This window comes from Paenibacillus marchantiae (assembly GCF_028771845.1).
In the GTDB taxonomy this organism is placed as follows: Bacteria; Bacillota; Bacilli; order Paenibacillales; family Paenibacillaceae; genus Paenibacillus; species Paenibacillus marchantiae.
Map to the genome: position 1 here is coordinate 4,141,440 of NZ_CP118270.1, position 22,477 is coordinate 4,163,916.

The 22,477-nt window shown below is 44.8% G+C and carries 13 protein-coding genes; 11 read left to right on the plus strand and 2 right to left on the minus strand.

Annotation, left to right across the window (positions count from 1 at the left end; all coding sequences use genetic code 11):
• Nucleotides 1-41 precede the first annotated feature (41 nt).
• The 4 genes from PTQ21_RS19025 to PTQ21_RS19040 all read left to right on the plus strand — a co-directional run bounded on the left by PTQ21_RS19025 (nt 42) and on the right by PTQ21_RS19040 (nt 7,485).
• Nucleotides 42-797 carry an SDR family NAD(P)-dependent oxidoreductase gene (locus tag PTQ21_RS19025; protein ID WP_063563536.1) on the plus strand — a complete coding sequence of 252 codons (756 nt, stop codon included), beginning with the start codon at nt 42-44 and terminating at the stop codon, nt 795-797.
• A 474-nt stretch (nt 798-1,271) separates the two neighbouring features.
• The gene (locus PTQ21_RS19030) at nt 1,272-2,069 is read left to right on the plus strand and encodes a sulfite exporter TauE/SafE family protein (protein WP_274566731.1); all 798 of its coding nucleotides are present in this window, start codon (nt 1,272-1,274) and stop codon (nt 2,067-2,069) included.
• A 189-nt stretch (nt 2,070-2,258) separates the two neighbouring features.
• Nucleotides 2,259-4,643 (plus strand): polyprenyl synthetase family protein, encoded by a 2,385-nt coding sequence (locus PTQ21_RS19035; RefSeq protein WP_274566732.1) that lies wholly within the window; start codon nt 2,259-2,261, stop codon nt 4,641-4,643.
• A gap of 202 nt (nt 4,644-4,845) precedes the next feature.
• On the plus strand, nt 4,846-7,485 hold the full coding sequence (locus PTQ21_RS19040) for a PAS domain S-box protein (protein ID WP_274566733.1): 2,640 nt from the start codon (nt 4,846-4,848) through the stop codon (nt 7,483-7,485).
• Nucleotides 7,486-7,593: 108 nt separating this feature from the next.
• Here PTQ21_RS19040 and PTQ21_RS19045 read toward each other — a convergent pair whose 3' ends face one another.
• The gene (locus PTQ21_RS19045; protein ID WP_274566734.1) at nt 7,594-9,360 is read right to left on the minus strand and encodes an ABC transporter substrate-binding protein; all 1,767 of its coding nucleotides are present in this window, start codon (nt 9,358-9,360) and stop codon (nt 7,594-7,596) included.
• Between the two features lie 153 nt (nt 9,361-9,513).
• On the opposite strand from PTQ21_RS19045, the gene PTQ21_RS19050 reads away from it, so the two are divergent.
• The 5 genes from PTQ21_RS19050 (at nt 9,514) to PTQ21_RS19070 (ending at nt 16,525) form a co-directional block, all read left to right on the plus strand.
• Complete coding sequence (locus PTQ21_RS19050; RefSeq protein ID WP_274566735.1) at nt 9,514-10,749, plus strand: MDR family MFS transporter; 1,236 nt, start codon at nt 9,514-9,516, stop codon at nt 10,747-10,749.
• A 123-nt stretch (nt 10,750-10,872) separates the two neighbouring features.
• Nucleotides 10,873-11,697: a stalk domain-containing protein gene (locus PTQ21_RS19055; RefSeq protein WP_274566736.1), complete on the plus strand. Its 825-nt coding sequence runs from the start codon at nt 10,873-10,875 to the stop codon at nt 11,695-11,697.
• A 447-nt stretch (nt 11,698-12,144) separates the two neighbouring features.
• Nucleotides 12,145-12,876: a Stf0 family sulfotransferase gene (locus PTQ21_RS19060; RefSeq protein WP_274566737.1), complete on the plus strand. Its 732-nt coding sequence runs from the start codon at nt 12,145-12,147 to the stop codon at nt 12,874-12,876.
• A 137-nt stretch (nt 12,877-13,013) separates the two neighbouring features.
• On the plus strand, nt 13,014-14,759 hold the full coding sequence (locus tag PTQ21_RS19065) for an ABC transporter ATP-binding protein (protein WP_063563543.1): 1,746 nt from the start codon (nt 13,014-13,016) through the stop codon (nt 14,757-14,759).
• Nucleotides 14,756-16,525, plus strand: a complete 1,770-nt coding sequence (locus PTQ21_RS19070) for an ABC transporter ATP-binding protein (protein WP_063563544.1) — start codon at nt 14,756-14,758, stop codon at nt 16,523-16,525. Before PTQ21_RS19065 ends, PTQ21_RS19070 begins: the two co-directional genes overlap by 4 nt.
• Before the next feature lie 102 nt (nt 16,526-16,627).
• On the opposite strand, the gene cyoE is transcribed toward PTQ21_RS19070, so the two are convergent.
• Nucleotides 16,628-17,560 (minus strand): heme o synthase, encoded by a 933-nt coding sequence (gene cyoE, locus PTQ21_RS19075; protein ID WP_063563545.1) that lies wholly within the window; start codon nt 17,558-17,560, stop codon nt 16,628-16,630.
• Between the two features lie 388 nt (nt 17,561-17,948).
• Between cyoE and PTQ21_RS19080 the strand changes: the two genes are divergently transcribed.
• Together PTQ21_RS19080 and PTQ21_RS19085 are read left to right on the plus strand one after the other, a co-directional pair.
• On the plus strand, nt 17,949-18,878 hold the full coding sequence (locus PTQ21_RS19080; RefSeq protein WP_072732665.1) for an NAD(P)/FAD-dependent oxidoreductase: 930 nt from the start codon (nt 17,949-17,951) through the stop codon (nt 18,876-18,878).
• 263 nt (nt 18,879-19,141) lie between these two features.
• Entirely contained in the window at nt 19,142-22,384 is a 3,243-nt protein-coding gene (locus PTQ21_RS19085) for a bifunctional cytochrome P450/NADPH--P450 reductase (RefSeq protein ID WP_274566738.1), read from the plus strand.
• Nucleotides 22,385-22,477 lie beyond the last annotated feature (93 nt).

The following is a 22,477-nucleotide window of genomic DNA, read 5'->3' on the forward strand; positions in this document are numbered from 1 at the left end:
CACGATATGACAATATGTTCTTATCAAAGGAGACCTACGTTATGTCTGAACAAAATGGAAAAGTAATCATTATCACCGGCGGAGCGAGTGGTATTGGTAAAGAAACAGCGCTTCAGCTTTCGGATCTGGGTGCAACGATTGTTGTAGCAGACTATAACGAAGAGGGTGCCAAAAAGCTTGCATCTGAGATTGAAGCAGGTGGTGGCACAGCCGGAGCATACAAAGTGGACGTGTCTAAAGGAGACGAGATCAAAGCCCTGATCGACTGGACCGTAGAGAAATACGGAACATTGAGCGGTATTTTCAACAACGCGGGCATTGGACTCGTGAAGCCATTTCTGGAGATGGACCCGGAATCCTATCACAGAGTAATCGATGTTGACCAGCACAGTGTCTATTACGGTATGTATTATGGCGCCAAAAAAATGGTTGAACTGAATGTACAAGGCACCATCGTAAATACAGCATCGATCTATGGAAGCATTGCCGCTGTGGGAAGCTTTAACTACAATGCAGCCAAGGCAGCTGTCGTGATGATGTCCAAATCCGGTGCTTTGGAACTTGCCGAACATGGTATTCGTGTGGTTGGTGTAGCGCCAGGCTTTATTGAGACACCGATTTTGGGTGATGACAGAGCGATGAAAGATGCGCTTGCCACCCAACATATGCGCGGAGAGCTCATTCAACCGGAGAAAGTTGCGAGTGTTGTAGCCTTCCTGTTCAGTGACGCTGCCAGTGCAGTGAATGGTACAACGGTTGCGGTAGATGATGGATTCCTCAGCTTCAAAACAAAATAAGATTTGAGCAGTAAGGTAGTGCAGTCCGTCTCTGAAAAATAAAAGAAAAAACGGTGCAGAACGAATAAATCGTTCTGCACCGTTTTTTTTGCAATCAATATAAGAAGAGTATTTATTATGAAAATAATTCTATATAGTCATCCCGGGAGTTCAGAGATCATGATACAATAAGCAGGCATGCGTCTTTTATCATTTTGTGGTGTCATAGACAATACGCACACCGAGAGAGCCATAGCTCTCTTCTTTGTAGTGACATTGGGAGCATGTTTTTGTAGCGCATAACGCATCACTGTGAACTTGTAATTTTTCGTTGCACTGCGGGCATTTATTTTCAAAAAGAGTCTTCAACACGTTAAACATGCTTAATCACTCATTTCGGATTAATTTACTTGGTTTTTATTATAGCCGATTATTTTAACTGCGTATACTGTTTTTTGCATCATTTTTTACACCGCAAGAAAGGAAGAAAAACCGATGGATACTCTGCTTTTTGTCATCATGTTTATACTGGGTCTGGTCGGTTCCTTCTTCTCCGGTTTGTTGGGTATAGGTGGAGCCATAATTAATTACCCGCTGTTGTTGTATGTACCTTCTCTCATGGGGCTGGAACCGTTCTCGGCACATGAGGTGTCGTCGATCAGCATGTTTCAGGTGTTTTTTGCCTCGCTCGCTGGTGTGATTGCCTACCTTAGAAGAGCAGGGAACGGGAAAAAGAGCGAAGTTCTCATTCATAAAGGTCTGGTGGCTTACATGGGCTCCAGTATTCTGGTCGGAAGTCTGATTGGCGGCTTCATATCCGGTCACCTGAATGGAGAAGTCATCAATCTGATCTATGGCATTCTGGCCATTATCGCGATTGTACTTATGCTGATTCCCGGTAAGGGAACAGAAGGCTCGGCTGGTCAGGTGACATTTAACACATATGTTGCGGCGGGATCGGCTTTTGCCGTAGGGATCGTGTCGGGAATTGTCGGTGCGGGTGGTGCTTTTATATTGATTCCGATCATGCTCACCGTGCTTAAGATCCCTACCCGGACGACCATTGCTTCTTCGCTTGCGATTGTGTTCATCTCCGCCATTGGTGGGGTGGTGGGAAAAATTCTGGGTGGGGACATTCCGTTGGAGCCCATCATTTATACGGTTATCGGGAGTCTGCTCGGTGCTTCACTCGGTTCCAAAGTGAGTTCAATGATTAATGTGAGACTGCTTCGGTATGGACTGATGGTTCTTATCGCCATTACAGCAGTGAAGGTATGGTCTTCGATTTTGTAAAACCACATAGGATTGAAGCGTCTATGACGATTTCGTAACCAAACGGATGGAATGCCGTATAAAGGTTATGAACATGAGCTGGCGAATTTGTTGTTGCATGAATTCACATCAGTTTTCGTCCATGGAGCACCCTCAAACTCCTTTCATGGATACATGTTTAACATTATGAGAAGTTGAGGTATCCATCCTATGAATAACGTACTCACAGATCAGGCTGATGCAGGATATCGGTTGGCTGAGCAGAAGGCAGCTCAGTATTTTACTTCTCTTCATGAACAACTTCTGAATAACACGTATACCACTGCACTTACGCAAGATATTCACTTGTGGCAAAAAAAACATATTCAACCTTTTTCCTGGTTATCTTTTTTATCACCAAGTCAAAGAAAACCGGATTCCCGGGATGCTCATAGATATATCCATTGGCTTAATGTTACAGGCAAACTGGATGATTACTTGGATCGCAGTATTTCTTACATTTATATGCGAGATCTGGGCAAAGCCCTGGACTCCTTGGATACCCAAGCACGCATTCAGCGTGTCGCTCAGGATACCAAAGCGTATTTTATGCGTTCAAATACAACCCACCGCAAGGGAAGCCCGAATTATATCAGTCTGGCCGCTTTGTATCGCTGGGCCCAGAAGGAGAACGTGGAAACAGCTGTTATCTGGGTGATCAGCAAATTGAAAAATGTTGCTTCCAATATTCCCAAAGAACTGGATTCAGAACAGGCACAGCGCAAGCTGCTCAAGATCATTCTTGGTGTTGTTCTGCATGTGAACGATGATATGAATGATGAGACTCCCCAGGTAGAACGTTCCGAGAGGCTGGACGCTGCGATTAGGCTCGGTTATTCTTACGGATTGACCTATCCATTTATTGATGACCTGCTTGATTCGCAGGCGTTGACTGCGCAAGAGAAGGAACAGTATTCTCTCTTAATTCGCAATGCGCTTCTCACCGGGATTGTGCCGGATATTGGCGAATGGAAGGGAGACAATCTCAAAGTCATTCAATATGTTCATGCCGAGCTGCGTGATGCGTTCGAGTATATCAAGAACTACCAGCGCCCTGAGACGCAGCGCACATTCTTCGAGCAATCCTATGTATTCTTTCAATCTCAGGAAATAGACCGTGCCAAGAAACTAACGAACGCGAATTATTCTAATGAAGAACTTTATATTCCAATCATTATTAAATCCTCATCCTCCAGACTCATTGTTCGTTCCGTGCTCAGTGCATCTGCGGATGAAGGTTTTGATCTGCGGACATTCTACTATGGCATTTATAATCAGCTCGCGGACGATTTCGCTGATATGTTTGACGATATGGAGGAGGAGGCAGTAACTCCTTATACTTACTATCTGAAGTATCGTGACCTGCGGCCCGATCTGATCAATCCGTATGAACTATACTGGGCGGTTATCTCTTATCTGATTCATGAGGTGTACCATTCAGATGCGAAGACCCGGGAGGTCATACTGGATCGGGCTATTAATGGTCTTAAGCGTTGTAGAGAGCGTTTGGGTCAAGAACAATACAACGAAGTGATGAACATCTTTGCCTCCGGACAACCTGAATTCAATCGCCTCATTCAGCAAATGGTGCGAAAAGCCGATGATGTGGATTTCCTGGATAAATTGCTGCGGGATCAGGTCATCCTTCAATTGCAGAATGACAAGCAGGAAAAACAGGATTTTCTGGATACGATTCGCACGGTTCGTGAACAGATCAATATTGAATTGCAGATATCCAAGCCGGGTGGACTTCCGGAGATGAAAGGCACACTTATTGATGCAGCGAATTACAGTTTACAAGGAGATGGAAAACGGCTAAGGCCCATCCTGACCTGGGTGATGGGTGTGCGCGAATATGGTCTGCATGAATCATCTATCATTCCTCTTCTAAGATCACTGGAATACATGCATACGGCTTCACTGATCTTTGATGATCTGCCGACCCAGGATAATGCTTCGACCAGGCGGGGGCGCTCTACCTTACATCAGGTGCATAACAGCGCAACAGCAGAATTGACAGGTTTATTTCTCATTCAAAAAGCCATTGGCGAGCAATCTTCCCTCAATCAGTTTGATGCCGCAACCGTGCTTACCCTGATTCAATATTCCGCTGAAAAAGCAGAAGATATGTGTATGGGACAGGCGATGGATCTGAATGCCAAAGGCAAAGCATTGACCCTGGAACAATTGAACATGATCTGTTTCTACAAAACAGGTATTGCTTTCGAGGCTGCACTTGTGATGCCAGCCATTCTGGCTCAGGTGAAGGAAGTGGAGATTGCCTCCTTAAAGAAGTTTGCGTATCATGCAGGTATCGCCTTTCAAATTAAGGATGACCTGCTGGATCTGGAAGGAGATCATCAGGTACTCGGTAAACCGGCAGGTCAGGATGTACGGAACAACAGCTCAACCTTTGTATCCATTCTGGGTGAAGATGGCGCGAAGAAAGAGATGTGGGAGCACTATTGTCTCGCAACCGATGCGCTGAACGAAATGCCAAAGCCGATTTCTTTTCTAAGACATCTGTTGGATTACATCATTGGACGGGAGCGGTAAAATCGTTTCTGACTAAAACCCATTCCCATGTGTTCAACATGGTTTATATGAAATGAAACAAAGTTGCCTGGATTCCATGCGAATAGAATCCAGGTCTATTCTGCTTTAATGACACAAACGTTTAGAAAATGAGATGTTTCAACAATTAAAAATTCGGGTATTAAGCAAATATTGTGTTTATACACCAAAAGGAGAGCTTAAGATGCAGGTTCAAAAGGTCGATCATCACGAATTGTTTGAGCAGATTTATAATCAAGCACCTATTGGGATTGCACTTGTTGCTCCAACAGGACAGTGGATGAAAGTGAATCCTGCTTTTTGCAGTATGCTGGGTTATACAGCTCAAGAATTAATCCATCTTCATTACCAGGAGATCACCCATCCCGATGATTTAGCACAGGATCTGATGTACGAGCGCGAACTGTGTGAAGGTAAATTGAGTGAGTACAAATACGAAAAGCGTTATATTCAGAAAAATGGAGATATTTTATGGATATCGCTGCATATATCATTGGCTCGAAACGAGGTCAGCGGTGAACCGTTGTATTTTATTTGCCACGTTGTAGATATTACGGATCATAAAACAACCGAACTAAAACTGCTTCAAACGGAAGAAATGTTCAAACTTATTTCTGATAATGCACAAGAAATCATCTATATTGCGACCATTGACGGGATTTGTCGCTATTGTTCTCCTTCCATTTATAATCTGCTTGGTTATTCACCAGAAGAGGTGGTGGGCAAGAACAATACCGCTGTTTTCCACCCGCAGGACCTGGAACGTGTCTCGCAAATCGATTTGAGCACAGGTCATATGTTGAATCTGCAGGCTCGCCATAAAGATGGGCATTCTCTTTGGTTTGAGACCACCTATAAGGTTATCGGGGAGCCTGGGCAAGAACAACAAATCCTTGCCATTGGTCGCGATATATCGGAGAGAAAGAAACATGAGGAAATTAGTGCAGAGGCTGAACGGATAGCCATGATCGGCAGTTGGGAGTGGAACATGCTGAGTGGCCATGTTTCCATGTCCGATCAGATATACGAGATGTTTGAAATTGATAACAACAAGCAGTATATGGCTAGCGATATCTTTGCATTCATGGAACAGGCGGAGGAGCAGCGGTTGAAGGACTGTATTGAATGGGTGAAAACAGGCCAACCGCTTGATTTTGAATATCGGCATTTGGGCTCAGCTGGTAAAGAAAAGTATATTCATCTGCGAGGGTTAGTTACTTTTGATGAGCATCAACAACCGATTCAGCTGAACGGAACTTTGCAGGATATTACGGAGCGTAAACTCGTCGAATTTAAACTTCAGGAATCGGTGGAACGTTATACTTCACTCAAAAAATATAATCATGATGCCATCATTTCTTTTGATATGGACGGCAATATCATAAATGCCAACCCGGTAGCTATGAAAATGACTGGATGCCCGGTTGTGGAAATGATTGGAACAAGTATATGTCGGTTTATCGGACCTTACCATCTAGGATTGATTCTAAATAGCCAGTATGAGATGGCTGAAAAAGAAATGAATGCCGTTCAGCACGTAAATGGTTCAGAGACAGAAGTTTTGGCAACGCTTGCGCCAATCATTATTAATGATAAAAACGTAGGGTTCTACCTCATTGCCAAAGATATAACTGAACAGAAAAAGCTTCTTGTAGCCAAAGAGACTGCCGAACGAATGAATAAGGCCAAAAGTGAGTTTTTGGCGATGATGAGCCATGAGATCCGTACACCTATGAACGGCGTGATTGGGATGACGGATTTGCTTCTGGATACGCCTGGTCTTAGCGGAGAACAAAAGGAATACATTGAAATCATCCAAAAAAGTGGGGATTCGTTGCTTGCGATTATCAATGATATTCTGGACTTTTCCAAAATAGAGTCGGGTAAAACCGATCTGGTGGATGAGCCCTTTGATCTTAAGGAAATTGTGACAGAGACGGTTAATATCGTAACGCCAATGATTCGGGAGAAACAGTTGGATCTTCGTTTAAGCCTGGATGAAGCCATTCCTGTTCCTTTGTTCGGAGATGCTTACCGTCTAAAACAGGTCCTAACCAACATTATTGGTAATGCAGTAAAGTTCACCCCGGAAGGCAGTATTGAGATCGAGGTGAAGGTTACCGGACAAGAATACAATGACGTTCAATTTCAGTTCAAGGTGAAGGATACAGGGATTGGAATTCCAGTGGAGAAAAGAAAGCATTTATTCGAAGCCTTCTACCAATTGGAGAATTTCATGACGCGCAAGCCTCAAGGTACTGGACTTGGACTGGCCATCAGCAAGAAGCTTGTAGAGCTTATGCACGGTGATATTTGGATTGAAGAGTCCGACGATCCGGGGACTACCTTTATGTTTACGGTGTCGTTTAAAGCCAGCAACATGGAGGAGTTCAACAGATACGATTTACAACAGAAAAAGAATAAAACAGATCAACTTCGAATTCTAATTGCCGAGGACAATGAGGTGAACCAGCTTGTTCTGCGTCGGATGATTGAGAAGAAGGGACATCTTGTCGATTATGTAGTGAATGGAATAGAGGCAGTGGAAGCTGTCAAAAGAAGTGCGTACGATATTGTGTTTATGGATGTGCACATGCCTCGACTGAATGGATTCGAAGCGACCAAAGCCATTAAGGAATTAATGCGGCCAGAGGCATGCCCTTATATTGTTGCGGTTACTGCGAACGCAGTTCGTGGGGATATGGACAAATGTCTGAAGGCTGGAATGGATGCGTATGTAAGCAAACCAATTAAAAGTGAATCCATTATGCAAGTGATGGAGGAATTCTACAAAATAAAGAAATATCCCACTACTTACAATTGAATTCAACATTCCGTAGGAACGGATTCTTGATTGGCAATGGAGCCGCTAACTTATCCATGGATACGTTAACGGCCTTTTTGCTATTGTCCCATTCCGGGAATGACTAAATTACTGATTTTTGATCCATAGTTTGGAGATATCCATAAACCCAAACTCAGCGGTATGAAGGCCAAAGAGACTTTGATTAAGCAGGGCTTTTTTATTCATGTGGCAGCCGTACAATATCCAGCAGTTATCGCGAAGCAAATCCTCGGCTTCATTGAGCATCACAGACCTTTGCTCTTCATTCTGCTGAAGGAAATTCTCCATCTTTCGATAAAATATGGACTGTAAATCGGGTGATAAACAAATATGAAAATAGTTACGTTTGTTGATGAAAAAATTAATCATGCCAAATTGCCAGTCATCTTCCAAAACTTCTTCTGCGATAATCAAATCGGCTTCGCTTGTTTCTCTCACATTGGGAAATTCAACGAAGGGTTGCAACTCAATACATAAACCGATGCTGGCTCCGCGTTGTTTAAGCCATTCTGCTTCTTTTTGATCTTTAGCTACAGTATAAGCAAGTATGATCTTTTCTCCCTGGTATCCGCTGCTGTACAGGAGCTCACGGGCATCCTCAAGTGAAGACTCGCGCCAAGCATGCTCTGCGCTTTTCCAGGGAAGAAAGCTGTTTGCCGGTGTAATTCGATTGCTGCCAAGTTCCCTCACCAAAGCGACTGGATCGAAAACAATGCGCATGGCTTGCCGAAATTCCAGTTGATGGTGAATACCGGCTTTACGAAAATTAATCAGCATATATCGGCATCCTGTTGCTGGATAATCAACACTGTTGCTCCCCGTATCGTCTGTAGCCAATTTAAGTCGGTCTGTTCCTGGTAACTCATAATGACGTTCATAAGGACCCAGATTGGGCACAAACCAGATATCTACTCGATCCAGATGAGGACGGATTCCATAATAGGCATCGAATGCGCTTATGATCAACACCGTTTCATTTATTTCATTGATCCGAAAAGGCCCGGTACCGATTAATTGTTGGGTTACATCGACATCATAGGGGAGAATCGTCATGGAGACACAACTAAGCAAGTTCAGGAAAAAACGATTAGGCCGACTTAGATAAAAACGTATGCAGTAATCCCCGACAACTTCGGTACGCTCAATATCCCGGTATAGCCAAATGAATGGACTGTCTACAGTGCGCAAGCGCTCTAATGTAGCTTGGACATCTCGGGATGTCATTACCCGACCATGGTGGAATCGCACACCTTTGCGCAGATAGAAAATCCAAACTCTTTGATCCTCGTTGTACTCCCACATATGCGCCAGATCCGGCAAGAAGGTTCCTGTTTTGGCGTCATAGGTGATTAGCGTGCTGCATACCTGCCCAAGCAGATAGGTTTCAAAAGCAGTATACACAAAAGCAGGGTCCAGCTCTGCCAACCTTCGTGACCTCACCATGCGAAGCACGTCCTGACCGGAAGAGCTCTCGGCATGACTGTGGAATCCCATCTGCTTGTTCAACGAATTCAGCAGTCGCTCCCGGAGAGCATCATTCTTCTCTGTGCTGCCGATCAACTCGATCGCTTCCTTCATTTTGCCTCTGCCCATGAGCTCCAAAAAACTCTCCTCGAGCGCCTCATTCACACTGCGCAGCAATGTCATCTCAGAATGATGACCCCGGCCACGCCCGGGCTGCCAGTGTATAAAGCCTTGTTCCTCCAGCTTGCGCAGAATAAACTTCACGTTGCGTGGAGTACAGCATAGGGCAGCAGAAAGGCTCTCAATCGTTACCGGAACCGCTTCATGAAATTTAAGAGAAAGTTCTTTTGCTGTGGCAAGACGCAGATAATGGGTTGTTGCTGTATCCATATGAAGTGCTCCTTCTTAAAGGGTGAAATGTGCTCACGTTTTCTTACACTTTTATTTCCCCCTTTTATCCATACAATTATACATAAAGGGATAGGGCAAAGGTAGCCCATCTGAGACAAAAACATCTAGAACAGGAGAAGGAGAACCATACGCATGAAGCAACATTTACGTCAAATTCACCCTTTAGCTTGGACAATTATTGTTGGAACGATGTTTGGACGTCTTGTTACGTCCATGAGCATCCCGTTTTTATCCATTTATCTGACTCAGGTACTGGGAGCTACACCCACACAGACTGGAATTACCGTCGCGGTTAGTTCTCTAGCGGGGGTCATGGTCAGCTTTTATGGAGGTTATATTTCGGATCGAATCGGCCGCAAAGTGGTCATGATGGTCTCCGTATTTGGCTGGGCCTGTGTTTTCTTCATCTTTTCAGCAGCTGAGCATCTGTGGGTATTTTTTGTAGCCAATACGTTAAACGGATTATGCCGCGCCGTGTTTGAGCCCACGTCACGTGCACTTCTATCGGATATTACTCCACCGCAAAATAAACTGCTTGTCTTCAACCTCAGATATGCGGCCATTAATCTGGGGGTTGTGTTTGGACCGATTATCGGTCTTCAGCTTGGATCAGCGGAGTCTACGTTTCCGTTTATGATCTCCGGGTTGGTATATATCGTTTACGGTTTGGTTTTGTTCCTGCAATTTCGATTGCAACGCACAAATCTGCCGGAACATGTTCAGGTCAGTGCACCTCGTTTACGAGATGCACTCGCTACTACGGGACGCGACCGTGTATTTTTGCCAGTACTTATCGGGACTACGTTTTGCGTGCTCGGGTATGGGCATTTTAGCTCAACCCTAGCTCAGTATGTGGCCCAGAATCCTCTTTTTGAACATGGAAGTCAAGTGTTTTCCTATATGCTTTCACTTAATGCGTTGACTGTGCTTGTAATCCAATTCCCGATTGTGCGGGTGGCCAGCAAATTCCCGCCGGTTGTGCCCCTCATTCTTGGAAACTTGCTGGTCGCAACAAGTCTGTTCCTGTTTGGCATAGCTGAAGGCGTTATGCTGCTGATGCTCAGTGTCATTCTCTTCACCATTGGGGAAGTGCTCATGTTCACCATGATGGATGTGCTGATTGACCGGATTGCCAAACCTGAATGGAAAGGGACCTACTTTGGCACAATTGGATTCAACAACTTGGGAAGCGTCATGGCACCGATTCTTGGAGGGCTCCTATTAACTCAATATGGGACGGGGAATGGCCTGTTCGTTTTTGTACCGCTGGCACTGACCACTGCACTTGGACTGCCTTTTCTTATCGTAGCGCATAAACGCCTTGTCGTCAGGGAGAGGGAAACACCACCCATACAAGTGAGCGCCTAGCTTGAGCGATGACAGTTGCATGGTATATAAGCTTTAGCTATTTTTTAACTTTTTTTGGAGAAAAGTAACTTTCATTGAGAAATCAGCGTTAATTAGTTAAACATTTCCTCATGGGGGTTCCAAATGATATTAAAAAAGTTTACTTTAGCATTACTGGCGTGTGTTATGTTTGCTGCGTTTTCAACGCCGAGTTCAGCTGAGGAAGCGACGCTAGAGATTGGGACTGGCGTATTGTCCAATAACCGGGTGTTAATTCCTTTGAGGGTTGTGTCCAGCAACTTGGGAGCAGAAGTAACGTGGTATAAGGAAGGGAAGAGCATTCGAATTCAAACGGATGAAAAAGAAATTTGGCTTGTGGTTAACTTTAAAAATGCGAAAGTGAATGAACAGATCATTAGAATGGATTCTCCTGTTGAAATAATTGGAAATACAGCATATGTTCCGCTGCGATTTGTTAGCCAAACGTTAGGAGCCAAGCTAGAGTGGAATCCACAAACTAAACAGGCAACCATCCATTTGAATAAACAAAACATGATTGTAAGTATGCAAGAGGAGACCATCCAAATACCTGATTCTGTGAAAATAACAAAGGGACGAATAAATGTTTTGTCAGAGAAATTGAATGAAATTTCAGGCTTGTCTCAGATAAAGCAGGTCAGTACGTATTTCAAGCCTTATTTCACTGAAGATTTAATCCAATTTATTCTCAAAAGGCAGGATCTAGTAAGTGATTGGATGGTATATGATGCTCCAGAGACTTCCGTTTATTATACAAGCAGTACAACAGCGACGTTATCCCAATCGTTCGTAATCGGAAATACATTAACGGGTGATTCTCATTATGTAAATGATCGAAATATTGAACTAGTATACAGTCATGGTGTATGGAAAGTGAATCAGTTAATGTTTAATCTCAGAGAAATTCCCTATTTGGGTTATGATCGTTGAAATCACAGCATATGATGTTCAGTGATATGAAGAAAATAACAACTGAGTTAATATTATCTTGACGGATTACGGTGGAGCGAATACAATAAACAACAAATATGTGTGACGGGTGGTTAAGATGAACATGTTCCAGACAGGGCGAATTCTAAATCGATAACTGAATACGCATGAGCAAGTGACTTAACCAATGTTTTTTTGTGTTGGCGTTTAGACAGTCATGTTTGTGCACCCCTGTCGTGGACGCTCATCATTATTGCGTGCAGAGGAGAAATCCGGAAACGCTTCTTATTTCATATGATTCTCTTATTGTTACAAGCTGTAGATGAACATTAGTTCATCTATGGCTTTTTTGCATGCATTCCACCCAATTTGTTGCACATGGAAGGGAGATTTTGCAGTGCTTTTTGGTATGAAACTACCCTTAAGGGGAGAAAGAGAGGCAGCGATATGAAACAACCTACTCAAAGTTATACCATTTGGTTTTCCCAACGAACCGGCAGTACTCTGCTGGGTGAAGCCTTAAGTTCTACGGGGGTGGCAGGATATCCGAGGGAGTGGCTGCATTATCAGCATAAGAGCCCAGACACATTAAAGCGTGAAGATCTAGAGCAGATCTGGGATCAGGGAACAACGTCGAACGGAGTATTCGGAATCAAAATTAATTTTGAACAACGATGGATTGACGCATTCCGCAGTCTCTATAGTCTGCCAACAGCGTTATCTCGGGCTGAGGTATGGAGTACGGGTTTCCCTAATTGCACCAAGCATATTTACATGACGCGTCGCAACAAAGTCAGATTGGCTGTGTCGTGGTGGAGAGCCATCGTCTCGGGTGAATGGCACCGCAAGCATGGAGACAGCCCTCAGTTACAAGATATTGCTGATCAATATAACTTTGATGCGATTAAACATCTGCTTGTGGAGAGTAACATGTGCGAAGCAGCAATTGAAGATTTCTTGTCCGAGTCAGGCATTGTGCCGCTGACGATTGTTTATGAGGATTTTATAGCAGATTACGAGGGGACCGTTATGAAAGTGCTAGAGTTTTTGGATGTTCAAGCTGACGGTGTTGCCGTATCGCCCCCGTCCTTTGACCCGATCGCAGACGAGATTTCTGAACAATGGGTGCAAAGATTTCGGGAAGAATGCCAGAGGGATTGGGAGAATGTTAAATGGTAAACACACTTGGTAAGATTCATCCACGGGTTGGAAATGTTGCATTTATTGTTATTATGTATGATTCATCTTAGTGAGGAACCAAAATGCTTTGAATCACAAAAATGAAATAGAAATGTTATACGAAGGGGTGAGGGGCTATGCCCAAAACAGAGAAACGCTCCATGTCCTGGCTGCTGCAATATCTAAAACCCGTTAAAGGCCGATTGGCCTTGCTTATGGTGATGTTGCTAACGTCAACGGGACTGCAGCTCCTAAATCCACAAATTATCAAACGATTCATTGATACGGCCGCAAGTGGGGGAGTCCTTTCTAACCTGTTCCAGCTTGCCGGATTGTTTCTGGTTGTTGCCGTTGTAAATCAACTGATTACAGTAGCCGTAAGTTATCTGGGTAACGATGTGGCCTGGCGGGCAACGAACCGATTACGGGGAGATCTCCTGAAGCATTGTCTGCGTCTGGATATGCGGTTTCATAATGTGAAGACACCGGGAGAGATGATTGAACGGGTGGATGGTGATGTGACGAGTATCTCCAACTTCTTCGCGATGTTCATTGTGCAAGTGGTTGGAAGCTTTGTCTTGCTTGCCGGAATCCTCGGATTTATGTTCAGCGTAAACGTACCGATTGCGATCGTCATGACGGTGTTTACATTGTTATCGATTCTGTTTATGGTGTTCATTCGGAATTTGGGAGTAAACTCTTCCAAAAATGAGCGGGAAGCGAGTGCATCCTTGTTCGGATTAATTGAAGAGCGTATTGCGGGAATTGAAGATGTTCAAGCGAACGGGCATGTCCCGTATGTGATGAATCGTTTTTATCGGACGATGCGTGTTGTATTTCAAAAAGGAAGAAAAGCCTGGCTACTTCGGGTTATTCCGTGGAATACGACGGTCATTCTGTTCGCCCTTGCAGTCACGGCAGTACTTCTGCTCGGTGTTCATTACTACATGCAAGGCATCATCAGCATCGGAACGCTGTTTCTGATATATCAATACACACAGATGCTTAATGATCCGATTGAGATGTTGGGTGATCAGGTTCAAGAGTTTCAGAAGGCGAAATCAGGTATGCTTCGTTCGAGAGAATTGTTGTCTTTGCGCAGTGAGATCGAAAACGGAAGAGAGGATCAGCTGCCAGAAGGGCCGCTTGGTCTGGAATTCAAGCAGGTGAACTTCAGTTATAACGAGGATAAACCTGTATTGCAGAATATTAACTTTGCCATTAAACCTGGCGAACGGCTGGGCATCATCGGTCGTACTGGTAGCGGAAAATCAAGTCTCAGTCGGGTACTTCTACGCTTGTACAATCTGGATAGCGGAACAATTCGTGTGGGTGGCAAAGATATTACAGAGCTTACCTTACCTGCACTCTACCGCAGGGTTGGTATGGTTACGCAGGATGTACAGCTGTTCGACGGTACGTTGCGAGATAATTTAACGCTGTTCAACCAGGATGTCTCGGATCAAATTATTAAGGAGACAACGGATCGACTTGGATTAAGTCATTGGATTGAATCACAACCGGCAGGGTTGGATACACATCTGAAGGCAGGTGGTTCTTCATTGTCCGCTGGGGAAGCTCAATTGTTTGCCTTGACGCGAGTATTTCTGACTGAACCTAGCCTGGTTATTCTTGATGAGCCTTCCTCACGGCTGGATGCCGCTACAGAGAGCATGCTTCAGTCTGCCATCGATCAGTTGATGAAGCAATGTACGGGAATTATTATTGCGCATCGCCTGGCTACTTTAGAGAAGGTCGATCAGATTATGGTACTGGGTGATGGCAAGGTACTGGAATTCGGAGCCAGAAAAGCACTCGCCAGCGATCCGGCTTCACATTATGCCAGATTGCTGATTACAGGGCGAGAGGAGGAATTGGCGTGAATGTAACAGGATTTATAGGCCGTTTGTTTCGATTCAGGCCTTTTCTATTTTTGATTAACGGATTGTCATGGTGCATCTTTCATTCTTTGCCGCTGGCAATAGGGATCGGCATGCAGTGGTTCTTTGACCGGGCAACGGCGGGTTCCAGTGATTATATGTGGCTGGCTGCTCCGCTGATCTTCATTGCTTTGATCAGAGCGGTAAGAGTAGGCACGTTTTTTGCCGCATTCTATGCATGGATCACGTATATCTACCATATTCAGGCCATTCTGCGTACCAACATGCTCGCTGGGATTATGCGCTGGCCAGGACGTAATCTGCCAGCTTCACCGGGGGAGGCGATGAGTCGCTTTCGGGATGATGTAGATGAAGTGGTTGAGTACGTAGAATCCTGGGTGGATTTTTGGGGAAGGCTTGTGTTCGCTATCGTATCCATCGTCATCATGGCGAACATTAACTGGAAAATCACTCTAGTTGCAGTATTGCCCCTAGTAGTCGTGACGTTGCTGAATAACTTGTCAGGTAATCGGGCTCGTCGATATGCTCAGGTCAATCGTGAGTCGACAGGGAGAATTACCAGTTTCATTGCCGAAACCTTTGGAGCGGTGCAGGCACTGAAACTTGGGCAGGCAGAAGAGCATGTCTCTACTCGTTTTAACAAACTCAATGAAGAACGTCGTCAAGCCGCACTCCGGGATAATCTGTTCAAGCAGTGGATGAGATCACTTAATCAGCATGTGCTCAGTATCTGTACAGGTCTCATTCTCCTGATGTGTGCAGCTGAGATGAAATCTGGCAATTTCACCGTAGGTAATTTTGCCTTGTTCACCAGTTATCTAGCGAATATTGGCTTTAGTATCTCATTGTTTGGCTATATGGTATTTCAGCATAAACGGCTCAAAGTATCATTTGACCGGATGAGAACCCTGTTTCGTCCTGGTGAGGAAGACCGGATCATGGATTTCAGAGAGACTTATCTGAATGAAGATCCGCCTGAGCTTCCTAATGAACAGAGAGATCCCAAAGAGAAGCTAAGAGAGCTGGAGATCAGCAATCTGGCGTACCAATATCCACATTCTGCAAATGGAATACAGGATATCAGCTTCCGTGTGAAGCGGGGACAATTTCTGGTCATCACTGGACGGATCGGTTCTGGCAAATCGACTCTGGTCCGCACACTTCTGGGACTGCTGCCCAAACAAGAGGGCACGATTCGCTGGAATGGTAAAGATGTAGATCCCGCTACCTTCCTGATGCCGCCCAGAGCAGCATATACGCCGCAAGTACCTCGACTGTTCAGTGATACGCTGAAAGAGAATATTGTTCAGGGCAAACAGGGCCGTACGGAAGTCGCACTTGCAAAAGCCATACGATTGGCTGTAATGGATAAGGATATTCAAAACCTGGATCAAGGACTCGAAACATCCGTAGGTCCAAGAGGTGTCATGTTGTCTGGTGGTCAGATCCAGCGCGCAGCAACTGGGCGCATGCTGATGACGGAAGCGGACTTGTTCATCTTCGATGATCTGTCCAGTGCACTGGATGTGGAAACCGAGCAACAGGTCTGGGAAGGTTTGTTCCAGGAGCCGGATGTTACATGTATTGCGGTGTCTCACCGCAGAGCAGCACTTGCGAAGGCAGATCATATCATCGTCATGAAGGATGGACGAATTGAGGCCGAGGGCAGCTTATCAGATTTGCTTGCTACAAATGAAGAGATGCAATTACTATGGCAAGGTGAGCAAACACCGGTTAAAGTGGGATAAGATAAGATATACGATATATAAAAATGAAAAAAGCCGTACAGACAACTCTTTTTGAAAGAGTTAAGATCTGTACGGCTTTATTATTCCTAATTGGGTCAATCTTTATTTGATCAGCTGTGCAATCAATGAATACGCAATGATAACCAGGAAGATAATCGTGATGTGGTTAATGGAGAAAATAAACATTTTATGTGACCATTTCTTGGTTTCTTTCTTATCGAAAGTTGCCACACTAAGAATAAGCCATGCCAAACTTACCAGAAACGCAACAATGGCAATGAACGGGCTCAGCGGCCAGAACAAGAAGCTGGAGAATAACAACAATACCAGATAAACATTTGTCTGGATGTATGTCCGTCTGATTCCTTTTACAACAGGAAGCATGGGAACGCCAGCCGCTTTGTATTCGTCAAATCTCCGGATGGCAATGCCATAGAAGTGAGGCATCTGCCACAACAGCATGGTAACAACCAAAGCCCAAATTTCATAATGACCCAGTTCTGGCGAAATGGCTGCCCAACCAATGAGTGGAGGAACAGCGCCTGAAAGACTTCCTACTTCCGTATTGTATACCGTTGTCCGCTTGGTCCACATCGTATAAGGGAACACGTACAACAACAGTCCCAATATGCCGAATACGGCAGCCGAAGGGGAAGCGATATACAACATGATGCCCCCGATAATCGTAATGGCAATACCGAGGATCAAACCTGTTTTGGTATCTACACGACCAGTTACCGTCGGACGTGTTTTGGTGCGTTCCATGATCGCATCGATATCCCGATCATACAAATTGTTAAACACCCCTGCCGCTCCGATAATCAGGGAAGACCCGATGACAGAGAGGATAATGGGTACAATATTAGCTAAAATGGATGCATCAAATACATACAAAGCCAAACTTAAACCGGCAAACATGGCGATCAGATTGGATTTGATAATTCCGATCTTGATCGTATCAAAGAATACTTTCGGAATCGAGCTAGTATACTCCAGGCTGATTTCGGGCCGTGACCCTTTATTCAATGTTTTCAAGAACTCACTTCCTATATCTATTCTTATATATCTCGTGGTCTTATTATAGCATCCAATACACTATGTGAATTAATTAACGATTTAGGTTTTAAAATAATGTCATTTGATTGTGAACAATTTAAAAACACGGTTTTTTTTAATTGTTAAAAATGATTTTCTGTGATACAGGTCATTGAAACCAAATAGCAGCGATAACAAGAAAAGAATATTTTCTTGCATGTTGAGTTTGTTTTGTTTATTGTAGACATAAGAGATCTTTAAAGAAATAGAGTGATCTCCTCTTACGTTTTTTGCTATTAGAGAATAGCTGCAAGCGGCAAGGTATAATCAGTATAGGCTTTTTTTTGTAACGATAAAGGACATTGAATATCTGGAAAGGGTGTTAAATATGGATCAAAAGATGGATGTATTAATTATAGGCGGAGGACCAGCGGGTCTTAATGCTGCACTTGTACTAGGACGAGCTCGCAAACATGTTGTGGTCATAGATGATGAACGCCCGCGCAATTGGGTTACGCGTGAAACGCACGGTTTTCTGACGAGAGATGGAGCAAGTCCACGTGAATTTCGGAAGGTTGCGAAAGAACAGATTAGCGCTTACCCGTCTGTTCATTTTGTAGGGGACACAGCGACTTCAGTGACAGGAACAGATGGTGATTTTCAAGTTACAACGGCCCAAGGAGTCGTCTATCGCACGAAGAAAATTTTGTTTGCAGTGGGGAAAAAAGACCTCCCACTGGATATTAACGGGTTGAAAGAGGTATATGGCAAGAGTGCTTTTGTCTGCCCTTATTGCGATGGATGGGAATTAAGAGATCAACGGCTTGTCATCATTGTGAATGGAGCCAAGGCATTTCATATGGCCAAGACGATCTCGGGCTGGACAAGCGAGTTTACCATTTGCACGAATGGACCTGATGAATTAACGGATGAGCAGAGGGAGGAATTGAAGCAGCATGGTGTCCCGGTATGGGACTCTCCAATTCAATCTATTGAATCAAGCGATGGTATGGTGCAGCAAGTGGTGTTAGAAGATGGTACCGAAATCTCGTGCACAGGGATTTTCTTTGGACCGAAACTAACGGCTGGATCAGAACTTCCGCAGACGATAGGCTGTGAGGTTACGGATGCGGGTACGGTCGTTGTAGATGATTTCGGCAAAACGACCGTAACGGGTGTGTTCAGCGCTGGAGATGCAGCATCGGAGTTGTACCAGGCCATTACTGCGGCATCCCTTGGTGCATTAACCGCTGTAACGATTAACAGTGAGCTTAATATGGAAGCTTGGGATGAGCGCGGTAAACATTTAAACCCGTAGAATAACGATGTACGGTTTCTTGTCCAGTACTTTGCACAAACGATAAGTCAACAAAATAGATCAGATCAAAAAGGGGATTGCAAACGCGATTCCTTTTTTGTGTTTAGTAGATCTTTTACTAGGTCTTCTCTGTCACTAAGTTGGACTAGTTCCGTCCGTTATTGGCATAAGCCCAATATTTGATTTTCATCCGTTAACGGTTTATTATTGTATCAAATGATAGATAATACTATCATTTTAAACTCTGGGAGAGGGTGTTTAAAATGAGCATTGCAACTAACGTTCCACAGCCCAAAATGTACGGACCGCTCGGGAATCTGCCCTTGATTGATAAAGAGAAACCAACATTGTCCCTTGGACAGCTTGCTGAGGAATATGGACCGATATATCGACTGACCGTTCCTGGTTATTCCGGATTGATTGTATCTGGCCCAGATTTGGTGGCTGAGTTATGTGACGTGTCTCGTTTTGATAAATTTGTATACAATGAACTCGAAAATGTACGTGCCTTTGGCGGTGATGGTTTATTTACAAGCAGAACATCCGAGCCGAACTGGAAAAAGGCACATAATATTTTGCTTCCCACCTTTAGTAAACAGGCGATGAAGGGTTATCATCCGATGATGGTCGACATAGCCGAACAATTGATAAACAAATGGGCACGTTTGAATTCCAACGACACCATTGATGTAGCAGACGACATGACACGACTTACGTTGGATACTATTGGACTATGCGGTTTCAATTATCGATTTAACAGCTTTTACAGACAGGACCACAGTCCTTTTATCGAAAGTATGGTCCGTGCATTAAATGAAGCTATGCAGAAAAGCTCGCGTTTGAAAATCCAAAATCTGCTAATGGTGAAAACCAAACGACAGTTCGAGGAAGACATCCAAACGATGTTCTCATTAGTTGATCAGATTATTGAGGAACGTAAAGCAAGTGCTGCTCCTGAAGAGGTTGACTTGCTCGCTCGTATGCTGAATGGCAAAGATCCGGCAACCGGAGAAACGCTGGACGATGAGAACATTCGGTATCAGATTATTACGTTCCTCATTGCCGGACATGAAACGACGAGTGGTTTGTTATCATTTGCCCTTTATTTTTTGCTGAACAATCCAGAAGCACTTCAAAAGGCCTATGATGAGGTAGACCGGGTATTGGTGAGTGACTCACCACAGTACGAAGAAATCCTTCAGCTTCCTTATATCCGCATGATTCTTAGCGAATCGCTACGTCTATGGCCAACCGCCCCGGGATTTGACGTCTATGCCAAAGAAGACACCGTCATAGGTGGCAAATATCCACTGAAAAAAGGGGAGAGTTGCAGTATTCTTCTGCCTCAGCTTCACCGTGACAAAGGCGCCTGGGGAGAGGATGCAGAGCTTTTCCGCCCGGAACGTTTTGAAGATACGACTCAAGTTCCTCACCATGCGTATAAACCGTTTGGCAATGGGGAGAGAGCGTGTATCGGCATGCAGTTTGCTTTATATGAAGCAACCCTTGTACTCGGTATGGTACTTAAACATTTTGAACTGGTAGACTATAGCAACTATCAGTTGGATGTGAAACAAACGTTAACGTTAAAACCAGGCGATTTTCGAATACAGGTGAGAGCACGGACCGTTTCACCGAAACTGAGTACATCTGTTGCTCACTCGGTTGAAAAGCCGAATCAGGATCAGGGTATGCATACAAATGTAGCTGGTCATAGTGCTATGAAGGAATCGATGACGACTTCCGTAAATGCCAATCCAACCATACTGGTTCTATACGGCTCCAACCTGGGGACGGCAGAAGGCATTGCCAGAGCTTTTGCAGAGAAAGCCTGTTCCTATGGAATTCCAAGCGAAGCCGCAACATTGAATGAATGGATTGGCCGTCTGCCCAAAGAGGGGATCGTTCTCATCGTGACAGCTTCGTACAATGGTAAACCTCCGCAAAATGCAGCGGCATTTATCGAGTGGTTAAAGGAAGCCGAGTCAGAGAAGGTGCAAGGTGTAACCTATGCAGTTCTGGGCTGCGGGGATCGGAGCTGGTCCAGTACCTACCAGAGCATTCCTCGATTGGTCGATGAGAAGCTTGTGAGCTTGGGAGGCAACAGGCTGTTACCTCGGGGAGAAGCCGATGCAGGCGGGGATATGGAGAAACAAGTGGAAGACTGGCAGCGGATGTTGTGGCCCCAAATGTTAAAAGCGTTGGGGATTAGCGAGGAATCTATGGAGCACTCCTCACGAAGTACAATTCAAATGGAATTTGTTCCCGAGAAAGCCGATCTGCCACTTGCACGAACCTACAATGCCAGCTATGCCACTATAGTGGTAAATGAAGAGCTTCAGGCCATGGATAGTGGGCGGAGTACACGTCATATTGAGATGCTGCTGCCTGAAGGCATGACCTATAAAGAAGGCGATCATCTTGGCGTATTGCCCCTAAATGCAGATGAAATCGTGAATCGCATCCTGCACCGTTTCGGATTAAAAGGGGACGTTCAGATCCAATTAACTTCGAACGAGACACAGTTGACACATCTTCCTCTGAACCGTCCTGTCAAAGTGAATGAATTGCTCCGTTCCTGCGTTGAGCTGCAAGCACCTGTTACAAGAACGCAGTTGCAGGAGCTGGCGAACCATACGGTATGCCCTCCTCATAAGCGTGAGATGGAGGCGATGCTCGAAGAGAACAACTACAGGGAACATATACTTGAAAACAGAACTACCATGCTGGAACTGCTGGAAAAGTATGAGGCCTGTGAACTGCCGTTCGAAAGATTTCTTGAACTGCTGTCTCCACTCAAACCCAGGTATTACTCTATATCCAGCTCTCCACACTTTAATGCCAAGCAGGCGAGCATCACAGTGTCCGTTGTGAAAGAGCCTGCTTGGAGCGGCAACGGTGAAATCCGTGGTGTGGCTTCATCCTATCTGGCAGACTGCCAGACGGGAGAGAGTATTTCGATGTTTGTACGTACGCCAGAACCCGGATTTGAGCTGTCAGAAGAGCCGGATGTTCCAATTATTATGGTGGGTCCAGGGACGGGTGTTGCACCGTTCAGAGGTTTCCTCCAGGCCAGATCTGTGCTAAAAGAGAGAGGATTGCCACTGAGCGAAGCACATTTGTTCTTTGGTTGCAGGAATGATTCGGATTTCATATATCGTCAAGAACTTGAACAATACGAACAGGCAGGCATCGTCAAGCTGCACACAGCTTTTTCACGTGTGGAGGATAAGCCCAAAACGTATGTGCAGCATCTGATGAATCAGGAGTGGGGGCAGTTGCTCCATTTGCTTGATGAAAAAGGGAGAATCTACGTATGTGGTGACGGAAGCCAAATGGCTCCCGCCGTCGAAGAGACTTTGAGGCAAGCATACCAGAAGGCGAAAGGTGCAACCCTTCAGGAGGCAAAAGATTGGCTCAATCAGCTCCAGGCGGAGGGCCGTTACGTTCAGGACGTGTGGGCAGGTAAAAGACCCGTTGAATCGGCTAAAGCTCCTGTAATTTGAGACACGTTAAGATGGAGGCGGCGATAAGCCGCCTTTTTCTTATGTTGTAGGATGATGTGAGAAGAGAAAAGATCAGTATGTGTTCACATCAAC